Origin of the sequence: Promicromonospora kroppenstedtii DSM 19349, assembly GCF_000515355.1 — a bacterium.
Lineage (GTDB): Bacteria > Actinomycetota > Actinomycetes > Actinomycetales > Cellulomonadaceae > Promicromonospora > Promicromonospora kroppenstedtii.
In genome coordinates, this window is record NZ_KI911760.1 from 151,255 (window position 1) to 169,182 (window position 17,928).

Annotated in this window: 19 protein-coding genes; 10 read left to right on the plus strand and 9 right to left on the minus strand. The window is 72.3% G+C overall.

The genetic code is table 11. From position 1 onward, the window contains the following. Both PROKR_RS27980 and PROKR_RS27985 read left to right on the plus strand, forming a co-directional pair. Positions 1-3,565: multifunctional oxoglutarate decarboxylase/oxoglutarate dehydrogenase thiamine pyrophosphate-binding subunit/dihydrolipoyllysine-residue succinyltransferase subunit (locus PROKR_RS27980; RefSeq protein WP_036970410.1), on the plus strand; the 3,565-nt coding region annotated here is incomplete at its 5' end. An 89-nt stretch (positions 3,566-3,654) separates the two neighbouring features. Further along, on the plus strand, positions 3,655-4,362 hold the full coding sequence (locus PROKR_RS27985; protein ID WP_036970413.1) for a VOC family protein: 708 nt from the start codon (positions 3,655-3,657) through the stop codon (positions 4,360-4,362). Between the two features lie 19 nt (positions 4,363-4,381). Here the strand turns inward: PROKR_RS27985 and PROKR_RS27990 are convergent, their stop codons facing one another. Next, entirely contained in the window at positions 4,382-5,377 is a 996-nt protein-coding gene (locus PROKR_RS27990; protein WP_036970417.1) for an aldo/keto reductase, read from the minus strand. 174 nt (positions 5,378-5,551) lie between these two features. Here PROKR_RS27990 and PROKR_RS27995 point away from each other — a divergent pair, with 174 nt between their 5' ends. After that, complete coding sequence (locus tag PROKR_RS27995; RefSeq protein ID WP_051433447.1) at positions 5,552-6,490, plus strand: aldose 1-epimerase family protein; 939 nt, start codon at positions 5,552-5,554, stop codon at positions 6,488-6,490. A 141-nt stretch (positions 6,491-6,631) separates the two neighbouring features. Continuing rightward, positions 6,632-7,225: a GDSL-type esterase/lipase family protein gene (locus tag PROKR_RS28000; protein WP_084800748.1), complete on the plus strand. Its 594-nt coding sequence runs from the start codon at positions 6,632-6,634 to the stop codon at positions 7,223-7,225. A 118-nt stretch (positions 7,226-7,343) separates the two neighbouring features. On the opposite strand, the gene PROKR_RS31140 is transcribed toward PROKR_RS28000, so the two are convergent. The 3 genes from PROKR_RS31140 to PROKR_RS28015 are packed head-to-tail and all read right to left on the minus strand — an operon-like array spanning position 7,344 to position 9,741. Next, positions 7,344-8,141, minus strand: coding sequence for a DUF4097 family beta strand repeat-containing protein (locus tag PROKR_RS31140; RefSeq protein WP_051433448.1), 798 nt, complete (start codon positions 8,139-8,141; stop codon positions 7,344-7,346). Positions 8,142-8,197: 56 nt separating this feature from the next. Continuing rightward, on the minus strand, positions 8,198-8,860 hold the full coding sequence (locus PROKR_RS28010) for a PadR family transcriptional regulator (RefSeq protein WP_036970423.1): 663 nt from the start codon (positions 8,858-8,860) through the stop codon (positions 8,198-8,200). Beyond that, positions 8,860-9,741 carry a DUF4097 family beta strand repeat-containing protein gene (locus tag PROKR_RS28015; RefSeq protein ID WP_051433449.1) on the minus strand — a complete coding sequence of 294 codons (882 nt, stop codon included), beginning with the start codon at positions 9,739-9,741 and terminating at the stop codon, positions 8,860-8,862. The genes PROKR_RS28010 and PROKR_RS28015 overlap by 1 nt, the downstream gene beginning before the upstream one ends. A gap of 158 nt (positions 9,742-9,899) precedes the next feature. On the opposite strand from PROKR_RS28015, the gene PROKR_RS38290 reads away from it, so the two are divergent. Continuing rightward, positions 9,900-9,974 carry a 50S ribosomal protein bL37 gene (locus PROKR_RS38290; protein WP_156968370.1) on the plus strand — a complete coding sequence of 25 codons (75 nt, stop codon included), beginning with the start codon at positions 9,900-9,902 and terminating at the stop codon, positions 9,972-9,974. Between the two features lie 79 nt (positions 9,975-10,053). Here the strand turns inward: PROKR_RS38290 and rsrA are convergent, their stop codons facing one another. Continuing rightward, a complete protein-coding gene (rsrA, locus tag PROKR_RS28020) occupies positions 10,054-10,335 on the minus strand; it encodes a mycothiol system anti-sigma-R factor (RefSeq protein WP_020016497.1) in 282 nt (93 codons plus the stop codon). Further along, positions 10,332-11,240, minus strand: a complete 909-nt coding sequence (locus PROKR_RS28025; protein WP_425414954.1) for a sigma-70 family RNA polymerase sigma factor — start codon at positions 11,238-11,240, stop codon at positions 10,332-10,334. Before PROKR_RS28025 ends, rsrA begins: the two co-directional genes overlap by 4 nt. A 225-nt stretch (positions 11,241-11,465) precedes the next feature. On the opposite strand from PROKR_RS28025, the gene PROKR_RS28030 reads away from it, so the two are divergent. The 4 genes from PROKR_RS28030 (at position 11,466) to PROKR_RS28045 (ending at position 15,015) form a co-directional block, all read left to right on the plus strand. Continuing rightward, positions 11,466-11,939 carry a DoxX family membrane protein gene (locus PROKR_RS28030; protein WP_036970428.1) on the plus strand — a complete coding sequence of 158 codons (474 nt, stop codon included), beginning with the start codon at positions 11,466-11,468 and terminating at the stop codon, positions 11,937-11,939. A gap of 93 nt (positions 11,940-12,032) precedes the next feature. After that, positions 12,033-13,358 (plus strand): 3-phosphoshikimate 1-carboxyvinyltransferase, encoded by a 1,326-nt coding sequence (gene aroA / locus PROKR_RS28035; protein WP_036970430.1) that lies wholly within the window; start codon positions 12,033-12,035, stop codon positions 13,356-13,358. Next, positions 13,358-14,497 carry a ribosome small subunit-dependent GTPase A gene (gene rsgA, locus PROKR_RS28040; RefSeq protein WP_036970433.1) on the plus strand — a complete coding sequence of 380 codons (1,140 nt, stop codon included), beginning with the start codon at positions 13,358-13,360 and terminating at the stop codon, positions 14,495-14,497. Before aroA ends, rsgA begins: the two co-directional genes overlap by 1 nt. A gap of 2 nt (positions 14,498-14,499) precedes the next feature. Continuing rightward, complete coding sequence (locus PROKR_RS28045; protein ID WP_036970436.1) at positions 14,500-15,015, plus strand: endonuclease V; 516 nt, start codon at positions 14,500-14,502, stop codon at positions 15,013-15,015. A 22-nt stretch (positions 15,016-15,037) separates the two neighbouring features. Here PROKR_RS28045 and PROKR_RS28050 read toward each other — a convergent pair whose 3' ends face one another. Next, entirely contained in the window at positions 15,038-15,466 is a 429-nt protein-coding gene (locus PROKR_RS28050; RefSeq protein WP_036970439.1) for a VOC family protein, read from the minus strand. A gap of 65 nt (positions 15,467-15,531) precedes the next feature. Next, a complete protein-coding gene (locus PROKR_RS28055) occupies positions 15,532-16,164 on the minus strand; it encodes a DUF6928 family protein (protein WP_036970442.1) in 633 nt (210 codons plus the stop codon). Positions 16,165-16,293: 129 nt separating this feature from the next. Between PROKR_RS28055 and PROKR_RS28060 the strand changes: the two genes are divergently transcribed. Then, positions 16,294-16,848, plus strand: a complete 555-nt coding sequence (locus PROKR_RS28060; RefSeq protein ID WP_036970445.1) for a DUF6912 family protein — start codon at positions 16,294-16,296, stop codon at positions 16,846-16,848. Positions 16,849-16,934: 86 nt separating this feature from the next. On the opposite strand, the gene hisN is transcribed toward PROKR_RS28060, so the two are convergent. Further along, the gene (hisN, locus tag PROKR_RS28065) at positions 16,935-17,735 is read right to left on the minus strand and encodes a histidinol-phosphatase (protein WP_036970448.1); all 801 of its coding nucleotides are present in this window, start codon (positions 17,733-17,735) and stop codon (positions 16,935-16,937) included. Between the last annotated feature and the right edge of the window lie 193 nt (positions 17,736-17,928).

Genomic DNA, 17,928 nt, shown 5'->3' on the forward strand with positions numbered 1-17,928 from the left:
GCCCGCGACGGCCGCACCGAAGGCGCCTGCCCAGCAGAGCGCGGGCCCGGTCACCGGTGGCACCGCCGCCGCGGAGGCCGGACAGCCCGTGCGGGAGAAGTCGCTGCCGGCCGACCCCAAGGTCAACCCGGCCAACCCGATCGCCACGCCGCCCACCACCCACTACGCGGACACGTTCGAGCGCCCCGTGGCGCACCCGGACGCCGTCGACGACATCCAGAAGCTGCGCGGCCCCGCCGCGCGCGTGGTCACGAACATGGAGGCCTCGCTCGAGGTCCCCACCGCCACCTCGGTGCGCGCCGTGCCCGCCAAGCTGATGGTCGACAACCGCATCGTCATCAACAACCACCTCAAGCGCGGCCGGGGCGGCAAGATCTCGTTCACGCACCTGATCGGCTTCGCGCTGGTCGAGGCCCTGGCGGACATGCCCGTCATGAACGCGCACTACGAGCCGGTCGACGGCAAGCCGGGCGTGAACCAGCCGGCGCACGTGGGCTTCGGCCTCGCGATCGACCTGGCCAAGCCGGACGGCTCCCGCCAGCTCCTGGTGCCGAGCATCAAGAAGGCCGAGGAGCTCGACTTCGCCGAGTTCTGGGCGGCCTACGAGGAGCTGGTCCGCAAGGCCCGCAACAACAAGCTGGGCGTGCCGGACTTCCAGGGCACCACCATCTCGCTGACCAACCCGGGCGGCATCGGCACGGTGCACTCGGTGCCGCGCCTGATGCAGGGCCAGGGCACCATCATCGGCGTCGGCGCCATGGACTACCCGGCGGAGTTCGCCGGCGCGTCCGAGGAGCAGCTCGCCCGGATGGGCATCTCGAAGGTCATGACGGTCACCTCGACCTACGACCACCGGATCATCCAGGGCGCGCAGTCCGGCGAGTTCCTGAAGATCATCTCGAACAAGCTGCTCGGCCTGGACGGCTTCTACGACCGCGTGTTCGCGGCGCTGCGCGTCCCGTACGAGCCCGTGCGCTGGGTCCGTGACAACACGGTCGACGCCGACGTCGAGGCCGCCAAGCCGGCCAAGATCGCCGAGGTCGTGCAGGCGTACCGCTCGCGCGGTCACCTGATGGCGGACACCGACCCGCTGGCCTACCGCCAGCGCAAGCACCCCGACCTGGACATCCAGACCCACGGCCTGACCCTGTGGGACCTGGACCGCACCTTCCCGACGGCGGGCTTCGGCCCCAAGCCGAAGGCGACGCTGCGCGACATCCTCGGCCTGCTGCGTGACTCGTACTGCCGCACCATCGGCATCGAGTACATGCACATCTCCGACCCGGCTCAGCGCAAGTGGCTCCAGGAGCGCCTGGAGGCTGGCTACGCCAAGACGCCGCGCGAGGACCAGCTGCGCATCCTGCGCCGTCTCAACTCCGCCGAGGCGTTCGAGACGTTCCTGCAGACCAAGTTCGTGGGGCAGAAGCGCTTCTCGCTGGAGGGCGGCGAGTCCCTGATCCCGCTGCTCGACGCGATCCTGTCGCGCGCCGCCGAGGGCGGCCTCGACGAGGTCGGCATCGGCATGGCCCACCGCGGCCGCCTCAACGTGCTGGCGAACATCGCGGGCAAGAGCTACGGCCAGATCTTCAAGGAGTTCGAGGGCCAGCTCGACCCCAAGAGCGTGCAGGGCTCGGGTGACGTCAAGTACCACCTCGGCACCGAGGGCACGTTCACCTCGGAGTCCGGCGCCACCACGCGCGTCTACCTCGCGGCCAACCCGTCGCACCTTGAGGCCGTGGACCCGGTGCTCGAGGGCATCGTCCGCGCCAAGCAGGACCGCATCGACCTGGGCGGCGACGGCTTCTCCGTGCTGCCGATCCTGGTGCACGGCGACGCCGCGTTCGCCGGCCAGGGCGTCGTGCCCGAGGTGCTGAACCTGTCGCAGCTGCGCGGGTACCGCACCGGCGGCACCATCCACGTGGTCGTCAACAACCAGGTGGGCTTCACCACCGGCCCGACGGCGTCCCGCTCGACCACCTACGCGACCGACGTCGCCAAGGGCTACCAGGTCCCCGTCCTGCACGTGAACGGCGACGACCCGGAGGCCGTGGTCCGGACGGCGGAGCTCGCCTTCGCCTTCCGCGAGCAGTTCGGCAAGGACGTCATCATCGACCTCATCTGCTACCGCCGCCGCGGACACAACGAGGGCGACGACCCGTCGATGACGCAGCCGCTCATGTACAACCTCATCGAGACCAAGCGCTCGGTGCGCAAGCTGTACACCGAGAACCTGGTCGCGCGCGGTGACATCACGGTGGAGGAGGCCGAGCACGCGCTGCAGGACTACCAGTCCCAGCTCGAGCGGGTCTTCACCGAGACCAAGTCCGGTTTCACGCCCGCCCCGGAGACGGAGCACCTCGCCGGCCTGGAGCGCCCCGAGTCGCAGCGTGAGGACGCCGGCACGATGGTCGGCTGGCAGACGGCGATCTCGCACGACGCCCTGCAGCGGGTCGGCGACGTGCACATGTCGCCGCCCGAGGGCTTCACCGTGCACCCGAAGCTCGCGCAGCTCCTGGAGAAGCGTCAGCTCATGGCCAAGGAAGGCGGCATCGACTGGGGCTTCGGCGAGCTCGCGGCCTTCGGCTCGCTGCTCGCGGAGGGCACCCCGGTGCGCCTCGCCGGCCAGGACTCGCGCCGGGGCACGTTCGTACAGCGGCACGCGGTGCTGCACGACCGGGAGACCGGCGCCGAGTGGACCCCGCTGCTGTACCTGTCGGGCGACCAGGCCAAGTTCTGGGTCTACGACTCCTCGCTGTCGGAGTACGCGGCACTCGGCTTCGAGTACGGCTACTCGGTGGAGCGTCCGGACGCCCTCGTGCTCTGGGAGGCGCAGTTCGGCGACTTCGTCAACGGCGCCCAGACGGTGATCGACGAGTTCATCTCGTCCGCCGAGCAGAAGTGGGGTCAGTCGTCGTCGGTGGTCATGCTGCTGCCGCACGGCTACGAGGGCCAGGGGCCCGACCACTCGTCGGCCCGCATCGAGCGGTTCCTGCAGCTCGGTGCCGAGGACAACATCACCATCGCGCAGCCGTCCACGCCGGCGTCGTACTTCCACCTGCTGCGCCGCCAGGCCTACGCCCGGCCGCGTCGTCCGCTGGTGGTGTTCACGCCCAAGCAGCTGCTCCGGCTCAAGGCGGCGGCGTCCGCGGTGGAGGACTTCACCGCGGGCACGTTCCAGGAGGTCATCCCGGACGCGACGGCGGACACCGCCAAGGTCGACCGCGTGCTCCTGTGCACCGGTCGTGTGTACTACGACCTGCTCGCCGAGCGCACCAAGCGCGGCGACGAGGGTGTGGCGATCGTTCGCCTGGAACAGCTCTACCCGTTCCCGGAGGCGCAGATCCGCGCGGAGATCGCCAAGTACGGCGACGCCGAGGTGGTCTGGGTGCAGGACGAGCCGCAGAACCAGGGCGCGTGGGGCTTCATCCACCTGGCGCTGCCGATGGACGTCCCGTACGTCAAGGTGGTCTCCCGCCCGGCGTCGGCCTCCACGGCCGCCGGTACGGCCAAGCTGCACCAGGCGCAGCAGAAGACGCTGCTGGAGCAGGCCTTCACGCGCGGCTGACACAGCGCCGACCAGGAGGGCGTCCCGTACGGGGCGCCCTCCTTCGTCGTTTCCGGGTCGACGGCGCCCGGCAGCCTTACGCTGGCGTGATGCCGGACGCCATCTTCAAGGACCTGGTCATCGACGCCACGAGCGGATCCGTGCTCGCCTCCTTCTGGTCGGCCGCCCTGGGTCTCCGGTCGGAGCCGGCCGGCGACTCCGCCGCCGACTTCCTGCTGGTGGACGACGTCGCCGAGCACCGGGTCTGGATCAACGAGGTACCCGAACCCCGCACCGTGAAGCAGCGCGTGCACCTCGACCTGCACGCCACCGTCGACGAGCTGACGCGGCTGGGCGCCTCGGTGGCCGCGGAGTACCCGGACATCGAACAGGACCACTGGAGCGTGCTGCGCGATCCCGAGGGCGGTGAGCTCTGCGCGTTCCCGCAGCGGGCCGCGACGGTGGGCCGCTACCGCCTCCACGCGCTGGTCGTGGACGCCGCGGACCCGGCGGCGGTGAGCGGCTGGTGGGGCGAACGGCTCGGGCTGGAGCCGAAGCGGTTCGCCCAACGGCCGTGGTACAGGCTGGAGTCCGGCGCGGGCCTGCCCGCACAGATGCTCTTCATCCCCGTCCCGGAGCCGAAGACCGTGAAGAACCGCATCCACTGGGACGTGTGGGGCGAGACGGAGCGGCTCCTCGCGGCCGGGGCGACGTTGCTCACCAGCCGCGAGGACTCACCGGACCCGCACGTCTTCTGGGACGTGCTGGCCGACCCGGAGGGCAACGAGTTCTGCGTCTTCCGCCCGGACCAGCCCTGAGCCGACCCGGTCCGGAACGTCACCACTTGTCGTGGACGTGCTCCTTGATCAGCTCGTCGTAGATCTCGCGCACGCCCGACATGAACAGCGGGCCCAGCGTGGCGGCGTCGCCGGCGGCCGCGTTGGCGCGGGCCTGCTCGACGTTGCGCGCGCCCGGGATGACGGACGAGACGCCCGGCCGCTGCCAGGTCCAGGCGATCGCGGCCTGGGCCGGGGTGAGGGTCTCCCCCACGACGTCGCGGGCCAGCTCGGTGAACCTGGCCGCGGCCTCGAGGCCCACCTCGTAGGGCACGCCGGAGAACGTCTCGCCGACGTCGAACGCGGCGCCGTCCCGGTTGAACGTGCGGTGGTCGTTCTCGGCGAACACCGTGTCCTTGGTGTACTTGCCCGACAGCAGGCCCGACGCGAGCGGAACGCGCGCGATGATGCCAACCCCGGCGGCCGACGCCGCGGGCAGCACCTCGTCCAGCGGCTTGAGCCGGAACGCGTTCAGGATGATCTGCACGGAGGCGACGTTGGGCCGCGCGATGGCCTCCATGGCCTCCGAGACCTTCTCGACGCTGACGCCGTAGGCGGCGATGACGCCGTCCGACACGAGCTCGTCGAGCGCGTCGTAGACGGCGTCCGTGGAGTAGACGGCGGTGGGCGGGCAGTGCAGCTGCACCAGGTCCAGCCGGTCGACACCGAGGTTCTGCCGGGACCGGTCGGTCCACTCGCGGAAGTTCTGGAGCACGTAGTTCTCCGGCACCTGGTCCATGCGCCGGCCCATCTTGGTGGCGACGGTGATCCCGGCGTCGACGTGCTCCTTGAGGAAGCTACCGATCACCTGCTCGCTGCGGCCGTCGCCATAGACGTCCGCTGTGTCGAAGAAGGTCACCCCGGCCTCGAGCGAGGCCTCCAGAACGGCACGGGCATCGCTCTCGCTGACGTCGCCCCAGTCGGCGCCGAGCTGCCAGGTGCCCAGGCCCACGGCCGATACGAGGCGACCGGTCCGTCCGAGTACCTGCTGTTCCATCGTTCCTCCTGCTGCTGGGGCGGGCTGAGCTGCCCGCGCGGCCCGGCGTCGGGCCCAGTTCATCGGTGGGTTGCTTCTGGCCTTCTGCCACCCGACCGTCTAGCCTGCTCTTCTAGTCTGCTGTCTCACGCTACGTGTCGCAGGCGTAATTTGCCCTACGGTTACGGTGTGAGTGTGACGACAGAAATTCCTCCGGTTGCTGCCGCAAGGCCCCATCCTTCCGGGGACCAGTTCCGCATCAGCCACGCGGGTCACCGCGCCACCGTCACCCAGGTGGGTGCGGCGCTGCGAGAGTACTCGGTGGACGGCCGCGATGTCGTGGTTCCGTTCGGCGCGGACGAGATCAACCCCGTGTTCAACTGCGCGGTCCTGATCCCCTGGCCCAACCGGCTCCGTGACGGCGCCTACGAGTACGGCGGCGTGACCCACCAGCTCCCCGTGACCGAGCCGGCCCGCAACACCGCGCTGCACGGCCTGGCGGCGTTCGACCGCTGGTCCGTGGTGGAGCACACGGGCTCCGCCGTCACGCTCGAGCTCGAGCTCGTTGCCCGGCCCGGCTACCCGTTCCAGCTCGTCGCGCAGATGCGTTACGCCGTGTCCGACGCCGGCCTGGAGATCACTCTCGACGTCACCAACGTGGGTGCGGACACCGCACCCTACGGCTGCGGGTTCCACCCGTGGCTGTCGACGGGCGGCGCCGACCTCGACGAGTGCACCCTGCGGCTCGACGCCGCGACCCGCGTCACGACCGACGAGCGGCTCCTGCCGACCGGCACCGAGCCGGCGTCGGGCATGTTCGACCTGCGCGAGGCACGCAGCGCGGCGGGCGTGGACCTCGACGACGCGTACGTGGACGTCATCCGGGACGCCGACGGTCTGTCCTGGGCCCACCTGACCGGACCGGACGGGAGGACGGCCGCGGTCTGGATGGACGAGTCGCAGGACGTGTGGCAGGTCTGCACGGGCGACCACATCGAGCCCGGCCGCCGCCGCATGGGGCTCGCCGCCGAGCCCATGAGCTGCGTCGCCGACGCCTTCCGTACCGGTGAGCGGCTCGTGCACCTGGCACCGGGCCAGCACCACGGCGTCCGCTGGGGGATGACCCTGCTCTGACCGTCCCGCGTTGTCGCGACGCGGCATGCGGCCGTCGGCGCGTTGTCACCGATCGGCCGCGTTCCGTGCACCACAATGGGGAACCGGCCGTCCGCCAGGCTGCCGGGAACAGGCAAGGAGAGTCCGTTGCAGGATCGCGAGGTGCGTATCTGCGTCGTCGGTGACGAGCTGGCCACGGGTGTCGGAGACGCCCGTGCGCTCGGCTGGACCGGACGCGTCGTCGCGCGCACCCACTTTGCCCGTCCCGCCATGCTGTTCACCCTCGCTGTCCCCGGCGAGAACAGCACGCAGCTGGGCGCCCGCTGGGAGGCCGAGACCGCCGCGCGGTTCGGCCCGGACTCCGAGGTCGAGAACCGCCTGGTGGTCGCCCTGGGGCGGCACGACGTCGCCGCGGGACTCACCGTCGCGCGCTCGCGCCTGAACCTGGCGAACATCCTCGACGTCGCGGACGCGAACCGCACGGCCGCGTTCGTCGTCGGGCCGCCGCCCGGCGCGCCCGCCGAGGGCGACCGGATCGCGGAGCTCTCCGACGCGTTCGCCGACGTCGCCAGCCGGCGCCGGGTGCCGTACGTCGACACGTACACGCCGCTGGCGCAGCACGAGCAGTGGCTCGCGGACCTGGCCCAGGGCGGAGGCACCTACCCAGGCCAGGCCGGGTACGGGCTCATGGCGTGGCTCGTGCTCCACACGGGCTGGCACAGCTGGCTGGGGCTGCCCCAGGACGAGGTCGCCTGAGCCGGAGGAGCGCTGCACCGCAGGCTCACGCGACAACGAGCAGAGCCTGAGCCGAAGGAGCATACGGAAGCCCGGGTCACCAAGGTGACCCGGGCTCCCTGTACTACGGCGACAGGTGTCAGCCGCGGGTGATCGTGGCCGTTCCCGAGACCGTGTTGGTCGAGATGTAGGCCGCGGCGCCCGGCTCCGCGTGGTCGACGACGACGGTGCGCTGCGCGCTCGACGTCGCCTGCGCGCCGTCGATCACGACCTTGCCCGTGACGCTGCGCGCGCGGAGGTTGACCGGCGCGCCGGCGTCGAGCTGGACCGCCGCCGCACCGGAGACCGTCTTGGCGTTGACGAGCGGCGTGGTGCCGACGGCGGTGACGTCGACGGCGCCGGACACGGTCTGCACCGAGACGCGGCCCAGTGCGCCCACGAGCGACACGGCGCCGGACACGGTGGTGGCCGACGCGTCGCCGTTGTGCTCGGCGATGCTCACGGCGCCCGTGCCGGACTTGGTGGTGACCGATCCGCTCGTCCCGGTCACGGTGATGGCGCCGCCCGCCGTCTTGACGTTCACGCCGGCCTGCGCGCCGGTCACCACGACCTCGGCGCCCACGGTCGCGACGTCGACCACGGACGTGGCCGGCACCGTGATCCGCACGACGGCGGCGTCCTGGTCCTTGAGGCCACGGAACCGGTCGACGAAGCCCTCCAGGCCCGGGAAGTCGTAGGCGACCCGCAGGTTGCCGTGCTCCGCGAGGATCTGCAGCGGCCGTGTCGAGACCTCGAGGACCTCCACGACGGCGCCGGACGTGCGGTTCGGGTCGGCCACGATCTCGGCGCGACCGTTCGTCAGTCGGACGGTCAGAGTCGTGGCGCCGCCGACCTCGATGGTCTGCGGTGCGGCCACGCTCCAGGACTCGGTGGTCATCGCTGTGCTCCGTTCATGGGGAGGGGTCATCGGGAGGTTCTTGGGGACTGCTCTGGTCACTGCGAGCTCGTGCGGTGCGAGGCGGTGCTCGTGCTGCTGGGCAGGGTCCCACGGATCGCGGACCGCGCCGAGTCGAGGACGGTCCGCAGCGTCTCGACCGTCAGCGCCGACACCGTACCGGCGACGTCAGCCTCTCGCAGGTCGGCCAGCACGTCGTTGCGGAACCGCTGCAGCGCCGCCTCGGCGTCGTGTCGCAGCGAGTTGGACTGGGTGCGCCGCGGGTCCGGCGCCGTGCCGGGACCCGGTCGCGGCCGGGAGCGGACCTCCTGCGCCGCGGCCGCGAGCTCGGCCCGCAGGCCGCGCATCGTGTCACGGATGTCGGCCCGGACGCCGTCCGCGAGGGTGCGGACGGTCTCGGCGACGTTCTGCTCCAGACGTTTGACGTCGTCGAGGCGGGAGTCGATCTCGGCCCGGCCGGCGGGGGTGAGCTCGTACGTGCCCTTGCGGCCGGCACCGGTCGGTCCCGGTGCGGACCGGCGTACCAGCCCCTCCTCCTCCAGCCTGGACAGGCGGGGGTAGATGGTCCCGGCGCTGGGGCGGTAGGTGCCGCCGAAGCGCTGGGTGAGCTCGGTGATGAGCTCGTACCCGTGCCGTGGCCCGTCCAGGAGCAGCACCAGGAGGTACAGGCGCAGCTCGCCATGGGCGAAGACAGGTGGCATCACAGCTCCACGGGCGAGTGGTCCGCGGGGGCGTCGACGGGGGCGTCCTGGACGTCGACGGGCGCGTCCTGCGGTCCGCCCACGACGGTGACCTCGCCGGAGACGCTGGTAGCTCGCAGACGGGTGGTCCACGGACGGCCGGGCCGCGCCTCGGGCTGCCCGGAGGAGAACGTGGCGCCGCCCCCGCCGCTGAACTGCGCACCGGCCACCGTGACCCGCCCGCTGACGCTCTGCGCCGACACCGCCACGGCGCCGTCGTCCGGGACGCGCAGCAGCATGTTGCCGGACACCGAGTTGACCTTGACCGACCGCGGCTGGGTGGCCAGGTCGATCGTCACGTCGCCGGAGACCGAGGTGGACGTGACCGAGTCGGCGGACCCGCTCATCACGACGTCGGCGGACACGGTATTGCTCGTGATGTCGCCCACGTGGTCGCGCACCGTCACCTCGCCGGAGACCGTGTTCAGCTTGAGGTCGCCGGCCGTGCGCGAGATCAGCAGCGACCCCGAGACGGTGGAGACGGACGCGGCCGCCGTCGTGCCGGCCAGGAGGCACTCGCCGCGCACCGTGCCCAGCCGGACGGCGGTCTCCGCGGGCACCGCGACGTGGATGTCAGCACGCGCCTTGCCGCCGAAGTCGACGAATCGCCTCATGAACGAGCCCCAGCCCGACAGGCCGCTCTCGTGCTCGATGACCAGGCGGCCGCCCTCCAGGCGAACCTCCAGGGAGCGCCCCTCCACGGAGTGCACCTCGACGCGGACGACGGGCTCGTCGTGCGCGACGACGTCGAGCCGGCCGTCGATGACGTGGGCGTCCACGGTGCTCACACCACGCAGCTCGATGGTCTGCGGACCGGTGACGGTCCAGCTGTCCGTGCTCATGGGTGCCTCCGGTGCTCGGTCTCGCAGGACGCGATATATCGCGTTGACCCGAGACACGATATATCGCGTTACTCGACGGGGCAACCCCTTGCGGCCTGACAACCTCCCGATCTGTGGGACCATTGATCATTCAGTCCGTCACCTGTCAGGAGACACCCATGAGCAAGCGCGGTCGCAAGCGCCGTAGCCGCAAGGGCTCGGCCGCCAACCACGGCAAGCGTCCCAACGCCTGAGCCGTTGTTGAGGCGAACAGCCTGAGCATGCGAAAGGGCCGGAACCCCACGGGGTCCCGGCCCTTCGTCATGCCCGGCGTCAGGCGGTCTCGACGACCGTCATCACCGTCAGTTGCTCGTGGATCCGCACTCGCAGCGTGTCCGGCGCGCGCTCGCTGCACGACCGCTTCACGAGCTGCTTCACGAGATCCTCGACGCTCAGCTCGGCCAGGCACGGCGAGCAATGGGCGACGTGCGCGCGCATGCGCTGCTCGTCGTCCGGCGTCATCTCGGAGTCCAGGTACTCGTACAGGTGCGTCAGTGCGTGCTCGCACTCGGACTCCCCCGCCGTGTCGTGCGGGACGGGCTCGATGTTGTTCACTGCGCACCTCCGGGCGCCTGGCTGACGAGACCTCGCTGAGCGGCGTAGTCGGCGAGGAGCTCACGCAGCTGCCGGCGTCCGCGGTGGAGCCGGGACATGACCGTCCCGATCGGAGTCCCCATGATCTCCGCGATCTCCTTGTAGGGGAAGCCTTCGACGTCGGCGTAGTAGACCACCATCCGACGGTCCTCCGGGAGCTCGGCGAGCGCCCGCTTCACATCGCTGTCCGGCAGCCGGTCCAGCGCCTCGGCCTCGGCCGAGCGCAGGCCGCGCGACGTGTGCGACGCCGCGCGCGCGATCTGCCAGTCCTCGACATCCTCCGCCTGGGACTGCTGCGGCTCGCGCTGCTTCTTGCGGTAGCTGTTGATGAACGTGTTCGTGAGGATCCGGTACAGCCAGGCCTTCAGGTTGGTGCCCGGCCGGTACTGGTGGAATGCCGCGAACGCCTTGGCGAACGTCTCCTGCACCAGGTCCTCGGCGTCGGCGGGGTTGCGCGTCATGCGCAGCGCCGCGGAGTAGAGCTGGTCCAGGTACTGCAGCGCGTCCCGCTCGAAGCGCGCGGCGCGGGCCGTCGTGTCCTCCTCCTGCGGGGACCGCTCGGTGCCCTCGGTCTCGCCGGCGGGCTCCGTGTCGGCCTCGACGGCCGCGATCTCACCGGGGCGCACCTCGGCATCGGCGCGGCCGGCATCGCCGCCTGCGCCCTGGTTCTGCTCACGGGAAGTCTCAGTCATCGCCCTTGAGCCTAGCCGCGTCGGCCAGCCCGTGTTCGCCGGGACCGCGCCGAACGCGCCCTGAGTGCCCCCGGACCGTGCGCCCGCCGGAGCCTTCGCCGCGTCGGCGCCGGGGTCCAGCAGGTGCGCCGGGACCGCGCCGAACATCACGGGACCGCTCTGACCTGCGGTCATCGGTACCGCCGTCGCGTCGGACGCGCCGCTGGTCGCAGGGCCCGTTGTCGTGCTCGTCACCATGCCCATCACCGTGTTGTTCACCGCATCCTTCTCGAGGCATTGCTCCACGTGGGGTTCAACCAGCGGCAGGGGCACCGAATTCCCGGTGCGCGCTCGCGCTCCCGGTGGCCGCGCTGCCGCGATCCTGCTGCATCCGGAGCCGGCATCTGCCAAGGTGGAGGCATGCTGCTTCGACACATCGCGCGACCGCTGCTGGCCTCCTCGTTCATCTACGACGGCGTGCGGGCCGCCCGGAAGCCGAGCGAGCACGTGGCCGCCGCCCGGTCGGGATCCGCGCTGGCGACCAAGGCGCTGGGGGCAGAGCCGCTCAGCGAGAAGCAGGTCACGACGCTCGTGCGCGCGCACGGTGTCGCGACCGCGACGGCGGGCACGCTGCTCGCGCTGGGCAAGGCGCCACGCGCGTCCGCCCTCGCGCTCGCGCTGCTGACCCTGCCGCTCGCCCTGGTGAACCAGCCGTTCACCGCGCCCAAGGAGGAGCGCCCGGCCCGCACGGACCGGTTCCTGCACAACCTCGCCTCCGTCGGTGCCGCCCTCATCGCGGGCGCGGACCTCGAGGGCAGGCCGGGGCTGTCGTGGCGCGTCCAGCAGGCACGAGCGGCGCGCGCGGACGCGAAGGCTGCCGCGGCCGAGGACTGAGCCCGTCTGCTCGTCCGCCGGGGCGAGCGCGAGTGCGGTGACCGTGGCTGATACGGGCCGCCGCGCACGGCCGCTCCGCGATAATCTCGCCACATGACTTCTTCGACCACCGCGCCCGCACCGACCTGGGAGGCGCCGCTCGCCGGCGCACCGCTCGACGCGACGGTCGAGGTACCCGGCAGCAAGTCCCTCACGAACCGGTTGCTGGTGCTCGCCGCCCTCGCGGACGCCCCCGGCACCCTGCGCGGCGCGCTGCGCAGCCGCGACGCCGACCTGATGATCGACGCCCTGCGCGCGCTCGGGGCGGGCATCGAGGAGGGCGACCACCCCAGCACCCTGCACGTGACGCCCGGCCCGGTGACCGGCGGTACCGAGATCGACACCGGCCTGGCCGGCACGGTCATGCGGTTCCTGCCGCCCGTCGCGGCCCTCGCCGACGGCCCGGTCCGGTTCGACGGCGACGCCGCGGCCCGGCTGCGGCCGATGCTGCCGGTGCTCGTGGCGCTGCGGACGCTCGGCATCACGGTGCACGACCCGGAGGGCTCGAGCGACTCCGCCGAGCTGCCGAGCTACCTCCCCTTCACGGTCGAGGGCCGCGGTGGCGTCCCGGGGGGCTCGGTCGACGTCGACGCCTCGGAGTCGTCGCAGTTCGTGTCCGGGCTGCTGCTGGCCGCCGCGCGTTTCGAGCGCGGCCTCACCCTGCGGCACATCGGCGCCACCCTGCCGAGCCTGCCCCACATCGAGATGACAGTCGCCACGCTGCGCGACGTCGGCGTCGTGGTCGACGACTCGCGGGACGGCATCTGGGCCGTGCGCCCCGGCCCCATCACGGGCCGCGACGTGCGCGTCGAGCCCGACCTGTCCAACGCGGCGCCGTTCCTCGCGTCCGCCCTGGTCGCGGGCGGCACGGTCCGCGTGCCCGGCTGGCCCACCCTGACCACGCAGCCCGGCGCCATGGTGCCCGAGCTGCTGGAGCGCATGGGCGGCACGTTCACCCTGGCCGACGGCGTGCTCAGCGTCACCGGCACGGGCGAGATCCACGGGATCGACGTCGACCTGCACGCGGGCGGCGAGCTCGCGCCCACGTTCGCGGCCCTGGCCGCGCTGGCGGACTCGCCCTCCCGGCTGCGCGGGATCGCGCACCTGCGCGGCCACGAGACCGACCGCCTGGCCGCGCTCGCGCGCGAGATCACCCGCCTCGGTGGGCAGGCGGAGGAGACCCGGGACGGCCTCGTCATCACCCCGCGCCCGCTCCACGGCGACGTCGTGCGCACCTACGGCGACCACCGCATGGCGACGTCGGCCGCGCTGCTCGGCCTGCGGGTCCCCGGGGTGCTGATCGAGGACGTCGCCACCACGGCCAAGACCCTGCCCGACTTCACGGGCATGTGGCTGGGCATGCTGGGCACGGCCGCCTGATGGGCCGCCGCGACCTCGACGAGTCGGACTTCCGCTCCCGCCCGTCCAAGCGCGGCTCCCGGCCCCGGACCAAGCAACGACCCGAGCATACGGACGCCGTGACCGGCCTGGTCACCGGCGTCGACCGGGGGCGGTACACGCTCCTGGTCGGTGGCGCGGCCGCCGATCTCACGGACGAGACCGTCGTGACCGCGATGAAGGCGCGCGAGCTCACGCGCACGCGCGTCGTCGTCGGCGACCGCGTGGACGTCGTCGGCGACACCTCCGGCGAGGACGGCTCGCTCGCCCGGATCGTGCGGATCCAGGAGCGCACCTCGACGCTGCGCCGCACCGCGGACGACACCGACCCGTACGAGCGGATCGTCGTCGCCAACGCGGACCAGCTCGTCATCGTCACGGCGCTCGCCCAGCCCGAGCCGCGCACCGGCATGATCGACCGCTGCGTCGTCGCCGCGTACGACGCCGGGATGTCGGTGCTGCTGTGCCTCACGAAGGCCGACCTCGCCTCCCCCGACGAGCTGCGCGCCCTCTACGAGCCGCTCGGCGTCGAGGTCGTGGTGACGCGGCGGACACCCGCGGACGACGGCACCGGGATCACGCTCGCGCCCGACTCCGTCGAGGAGGTGCGCGGCCGGCTCCGCGGCCTGGTGTCGGTCCTGGTGGGGCACTCCGGGGTCGGCAAGTCCACTCTGATCAACGCGCTGGTGCCCGACGCCAAGCGTGCCACCGGCGTGGTCAACGACGTGACGGGGCGCGGCCGGCACACCTCGACGTCGGCGGTGGCTCTGCGGCTGCCCGTGGGGGATCTCGGGGAGACGGAGGCGCCGGACGCCGGGTCCGAGGTCGACGGCGCACCCGCGGCTGAGGGCGCGGGCTTCGACGGCTGGGTGATCGACACCCCGGGCGTGCGCTCCTTCGGCCTGGCGCACGTCGAGGTGGCGCACCTGCTGCACGCGTTCGAGGACCTGGACGAGGTGGCGCAGGACTGCCCGCGCGGCTGCACGCATCTCGCGGACGCCCCCGACTGCGCGCTCGACGACTGGATCGAGGCCTCCCCCGAGGACGAGCGCCCGGCCCGCGCGGCCCGGCTCGCCTCGTTCCGGCGCCTGCTGTCGTCCCGCACGGGCTCGGACGCCTGAGCATGGCCGGTGCCACCCCGCGTTACGGTGCGGTGGACGTGCAGTACCTGGACGACGGTGGGGCGCGCGCCGCGCTGGTCGTCGCCGAGGACCCGGGCTTCGCGGCGCTCGTCGAGGAGCGCACCGTGCGCGTGGAGCGTGTGGCGGAGTACCGGCCCGGCCGGTTCTACGAGCGTGAGCTGCCGCCGCTGCGGGAGGTGCTGGGTGGCGTGGCACCGCTGGACCTGCTGATCGTGGACGGGTACGTGGACCTCGACCCCGCCGGCAGCCCGGGCCTGGGCGCCCATGTGGCCGACTCCGGGCTCGCCCCGGTGGTGCTCGGCGTCGCCAAGACGCGGTTCCGGACGGCCTCCCACGCCGCCGAGGTGCTGCGCGGGCAGTCCGCCCAACCCCTGTACGTGACGGCTTCGGGCATGGCGCTGGATGCCGCGGCAGACCTGGTCCGCGAGATGGCCGGCGACGCCCGGTTCCCCGCCGCACTGCGCCGCGTGGACAGGCTGGCCCGCGGAACCGGGTAGGCGCACTCCGCGGCGGACCGGCTCACGGCTGCAGGAACATCCAGCGATGGCCCTCCAGGTCCTCCGCGCGGTAGGAGCGGCCGTAGGGCGCCTCCTCGATCTTCGAGAGCACCCCTGCTCCAGCGGCCTGCGCCCTGGCGAAGTGCGCCTCGACGTCGGCCACGTGGACCAGCACGCCGTCGATCACCCAGGGCGTCGACAGCCAGGCGTCCGCCGCCCGGCAGTGCTTGCGGTGCGCGGTCGGCCCCTCGTAGGACGCGAGCTCGGAGAGCATCACGCGCCCACCGCCGGCATCGAGCTCGCCGTGGGAGAGATGTCCGTCGTCGTCCAGCCAGCGTTCGGCCTCGGTGAAGCCGAACACCTCGATGAGCCAGTCCATGGCGGAGACGCCGTCCTGGTAGGACAGCATGGGGACCACTCCGGGGGGACCGGGAGTAGTGGGTTCGGGCATGACAACCTCCTCGCTCTCGAACAAATGTACGAGCGATTCGGTGATCTGTCGAGCGCTGGGCGCGGTTACACCACCTGGAAGCCGAACAGCTCGACGGCCCACGGGTCGAGCCGGCCGGCGGACGGGCCGCCGTCGTCAGCCCCCTCGCCGCTGAACCCGAAGAACTCGCGCAGCGCGTGGTCGCCCAGGTCGAGCGGGTGGAAGGGCAGCGGGTAGCCCTCGAGCGACGCCGGGTGCCGCCCCGCCCAGAACGGCTCCTCGAACGGGAGGCGCTCCCCCGTGTCCTCCAGCACGCCGTCGTCCGGCGAGAGGCTCAGCGACCGCACGAGCGCGCCGTCGCGCCACACCGCGAAGGCGAACCAGTCCACCGCGCTGTGCATCGCGTGCAGGTAGAGCGTGCGGCCCATGCTCGCGTCCACCAGGTGGGCCGGGAGCTGGGAGGGGCGGTCGAGCATGAGGGCCTGGTCGCACAGCACGTCCACCTCGGGCGTCGACAGCGCGCACGCACGGCCCTCGGGCGGGAACACGGCGTCGCCGAGGTCCCAGGGCTCCTCGCCGTCCGGGCGGATGCGGGCCGGTGGCCACAGCAGGCCGAGCAGCTCCGCCGCGCTCGCCTCGTCGGCGAAGTCGGCGGCTCCCGTCAGCCCCGCGGCCACGTCCCCGTCCGCGTACACCAGCATCGCGGTCTTGGCACCCATCTCGTCTCCTGCCCTCGGCCTGCTACCACTACCCGTGGCGTCCCGCCCCGACGCCGGACACGAGAGTACGGGGACTGGGTGACACCGCCACTCCACTCACGAGGGGTCGACACACGGCAGACTGAGCACATGCGCATCTACGTGCCCGCCACGCTCGACGAGCTCGACGCCGTCTCCCACTCCTCCGACGCCGCCCGCTGGACACTGGCCCCGCGCCGCGCGCACGCCGTGACGAAGGAGCTGGAGGCCGCCCTGCCCGACGAGGACGCCGAAGGCCTCGAGTACGTCGCGGCCCTCAACGCGGCCGACGACTCCTTGGCGCTCATCGCGGGCCGCCCCGACGCGCCGCACCAGCGCGTGATCATCACGGTGGAGGTCCCGGACGCGGCCGTGGGCCCCGTCGCCCCGGGCGACGAGGACGACGACGAGCCGGTGGCCTCCGAGGTGCAGGTGACCGGCACCGTCGAGCAGGTTGCGATCGTCTGCGTGCACGTGGACGAGGCCGAGGCCGCCGCGGACATCGCGGACGTGCTCACCGCCGCCGACGAGGAGAGCGACGCCGAGACGACGGCGGAGGTCGGCGAGGAGTCGGACACCGCACTGGACGAGGCGCTGCAGCGCGTCACCGACCGCGACCTGCTCTGGTACGACTGGAGCGAGATCAAGGACGTTCCTCGCGCCTGACGACGCGTGCCACGTGGACGACGCGCGGAAGGCAGAGCACCTGAGCCGTTCGCCCGCCTGGACCCCTGACCTGGGCCGGGCCGACGTCAGCCCAGGAAGTCGAGCGCTTCCTCGTGCAGCCTGCCGTTGGTGGCGACCGCGTTCCCGCCCCACGGGCCGGGCGCGCCGTCGAGCGAGGTGAACGTGCCGCCCGCCTCGGTCACGATCGGCACGAGCGCGGCCATGTCGTACACCTCGAGCTCGGGCTCCGCGGCGATGTCGACGGCGCCGTCGGCCACGAGCATGTACGACCAGAAGTCGCCGTAGCCGCGGGTGCGCGCGCACGCCCTGGTGAGGTCGAGGAACCCGTCGAGCTTGCCGCGCTCCTCCCAGCCGCCGAGCGACGCGTAGCTGAACGACGCATCGGCGACGCGGGAGATGCCGGACACCGACATCCGCGACGCGGAGGCCAGCGACTTGCCGGTCCACGCGCCCGAGCCCTTCGCCGCCCACCAGCGGCGGCCCAGGGCGGGGGCGCTGACCAGGCCCACGACCACCTCGTCACCGTCGGCCAGCGCGATGAGCGTGGCCCAGACGGGCACGCCGCGCACGAAGTTCTTGGTGCCGTCGATCGGGTCGACGATCCAGCGCCGGGCGCCGCTGCCGGCGGAGCCGTACTCCTCGCCGACGATCGCGTCACGGGTCCGCGCGCGGGCGAGCTGGCCGCGGATGAAGTCCTCCGCCGCACGGTCGGCGTCGGAGACCGGCGTCAGGTCCGGCTTGGTCTCCACCTTCAGGTCCAGCGCCCGGAAGCGGGACATGGTGATGGAGTCGACCTGGTCGGCGATCACGTGCGCCAGACGCAGGTCGTCGGCGTAGTTGTCCTTCGTCACGGCGGCCACGGGCACAACCTAGCGTTGGATGGCGGTCTTCCGCCGCCGAGCCGCGCCGGACGGGCGGATTGTTACCCAGGAGGTGCCCCACGCGGCCCGACCGCGCCCCGGATCGTGCCCTCGGACCGCGCCCTCAGACCGGGGCCGGCACCAGTTCCCGCACCCGGTCCGCGAGGGCCTCGAACGCGGCCCGCGCGGGCGAGGCCGG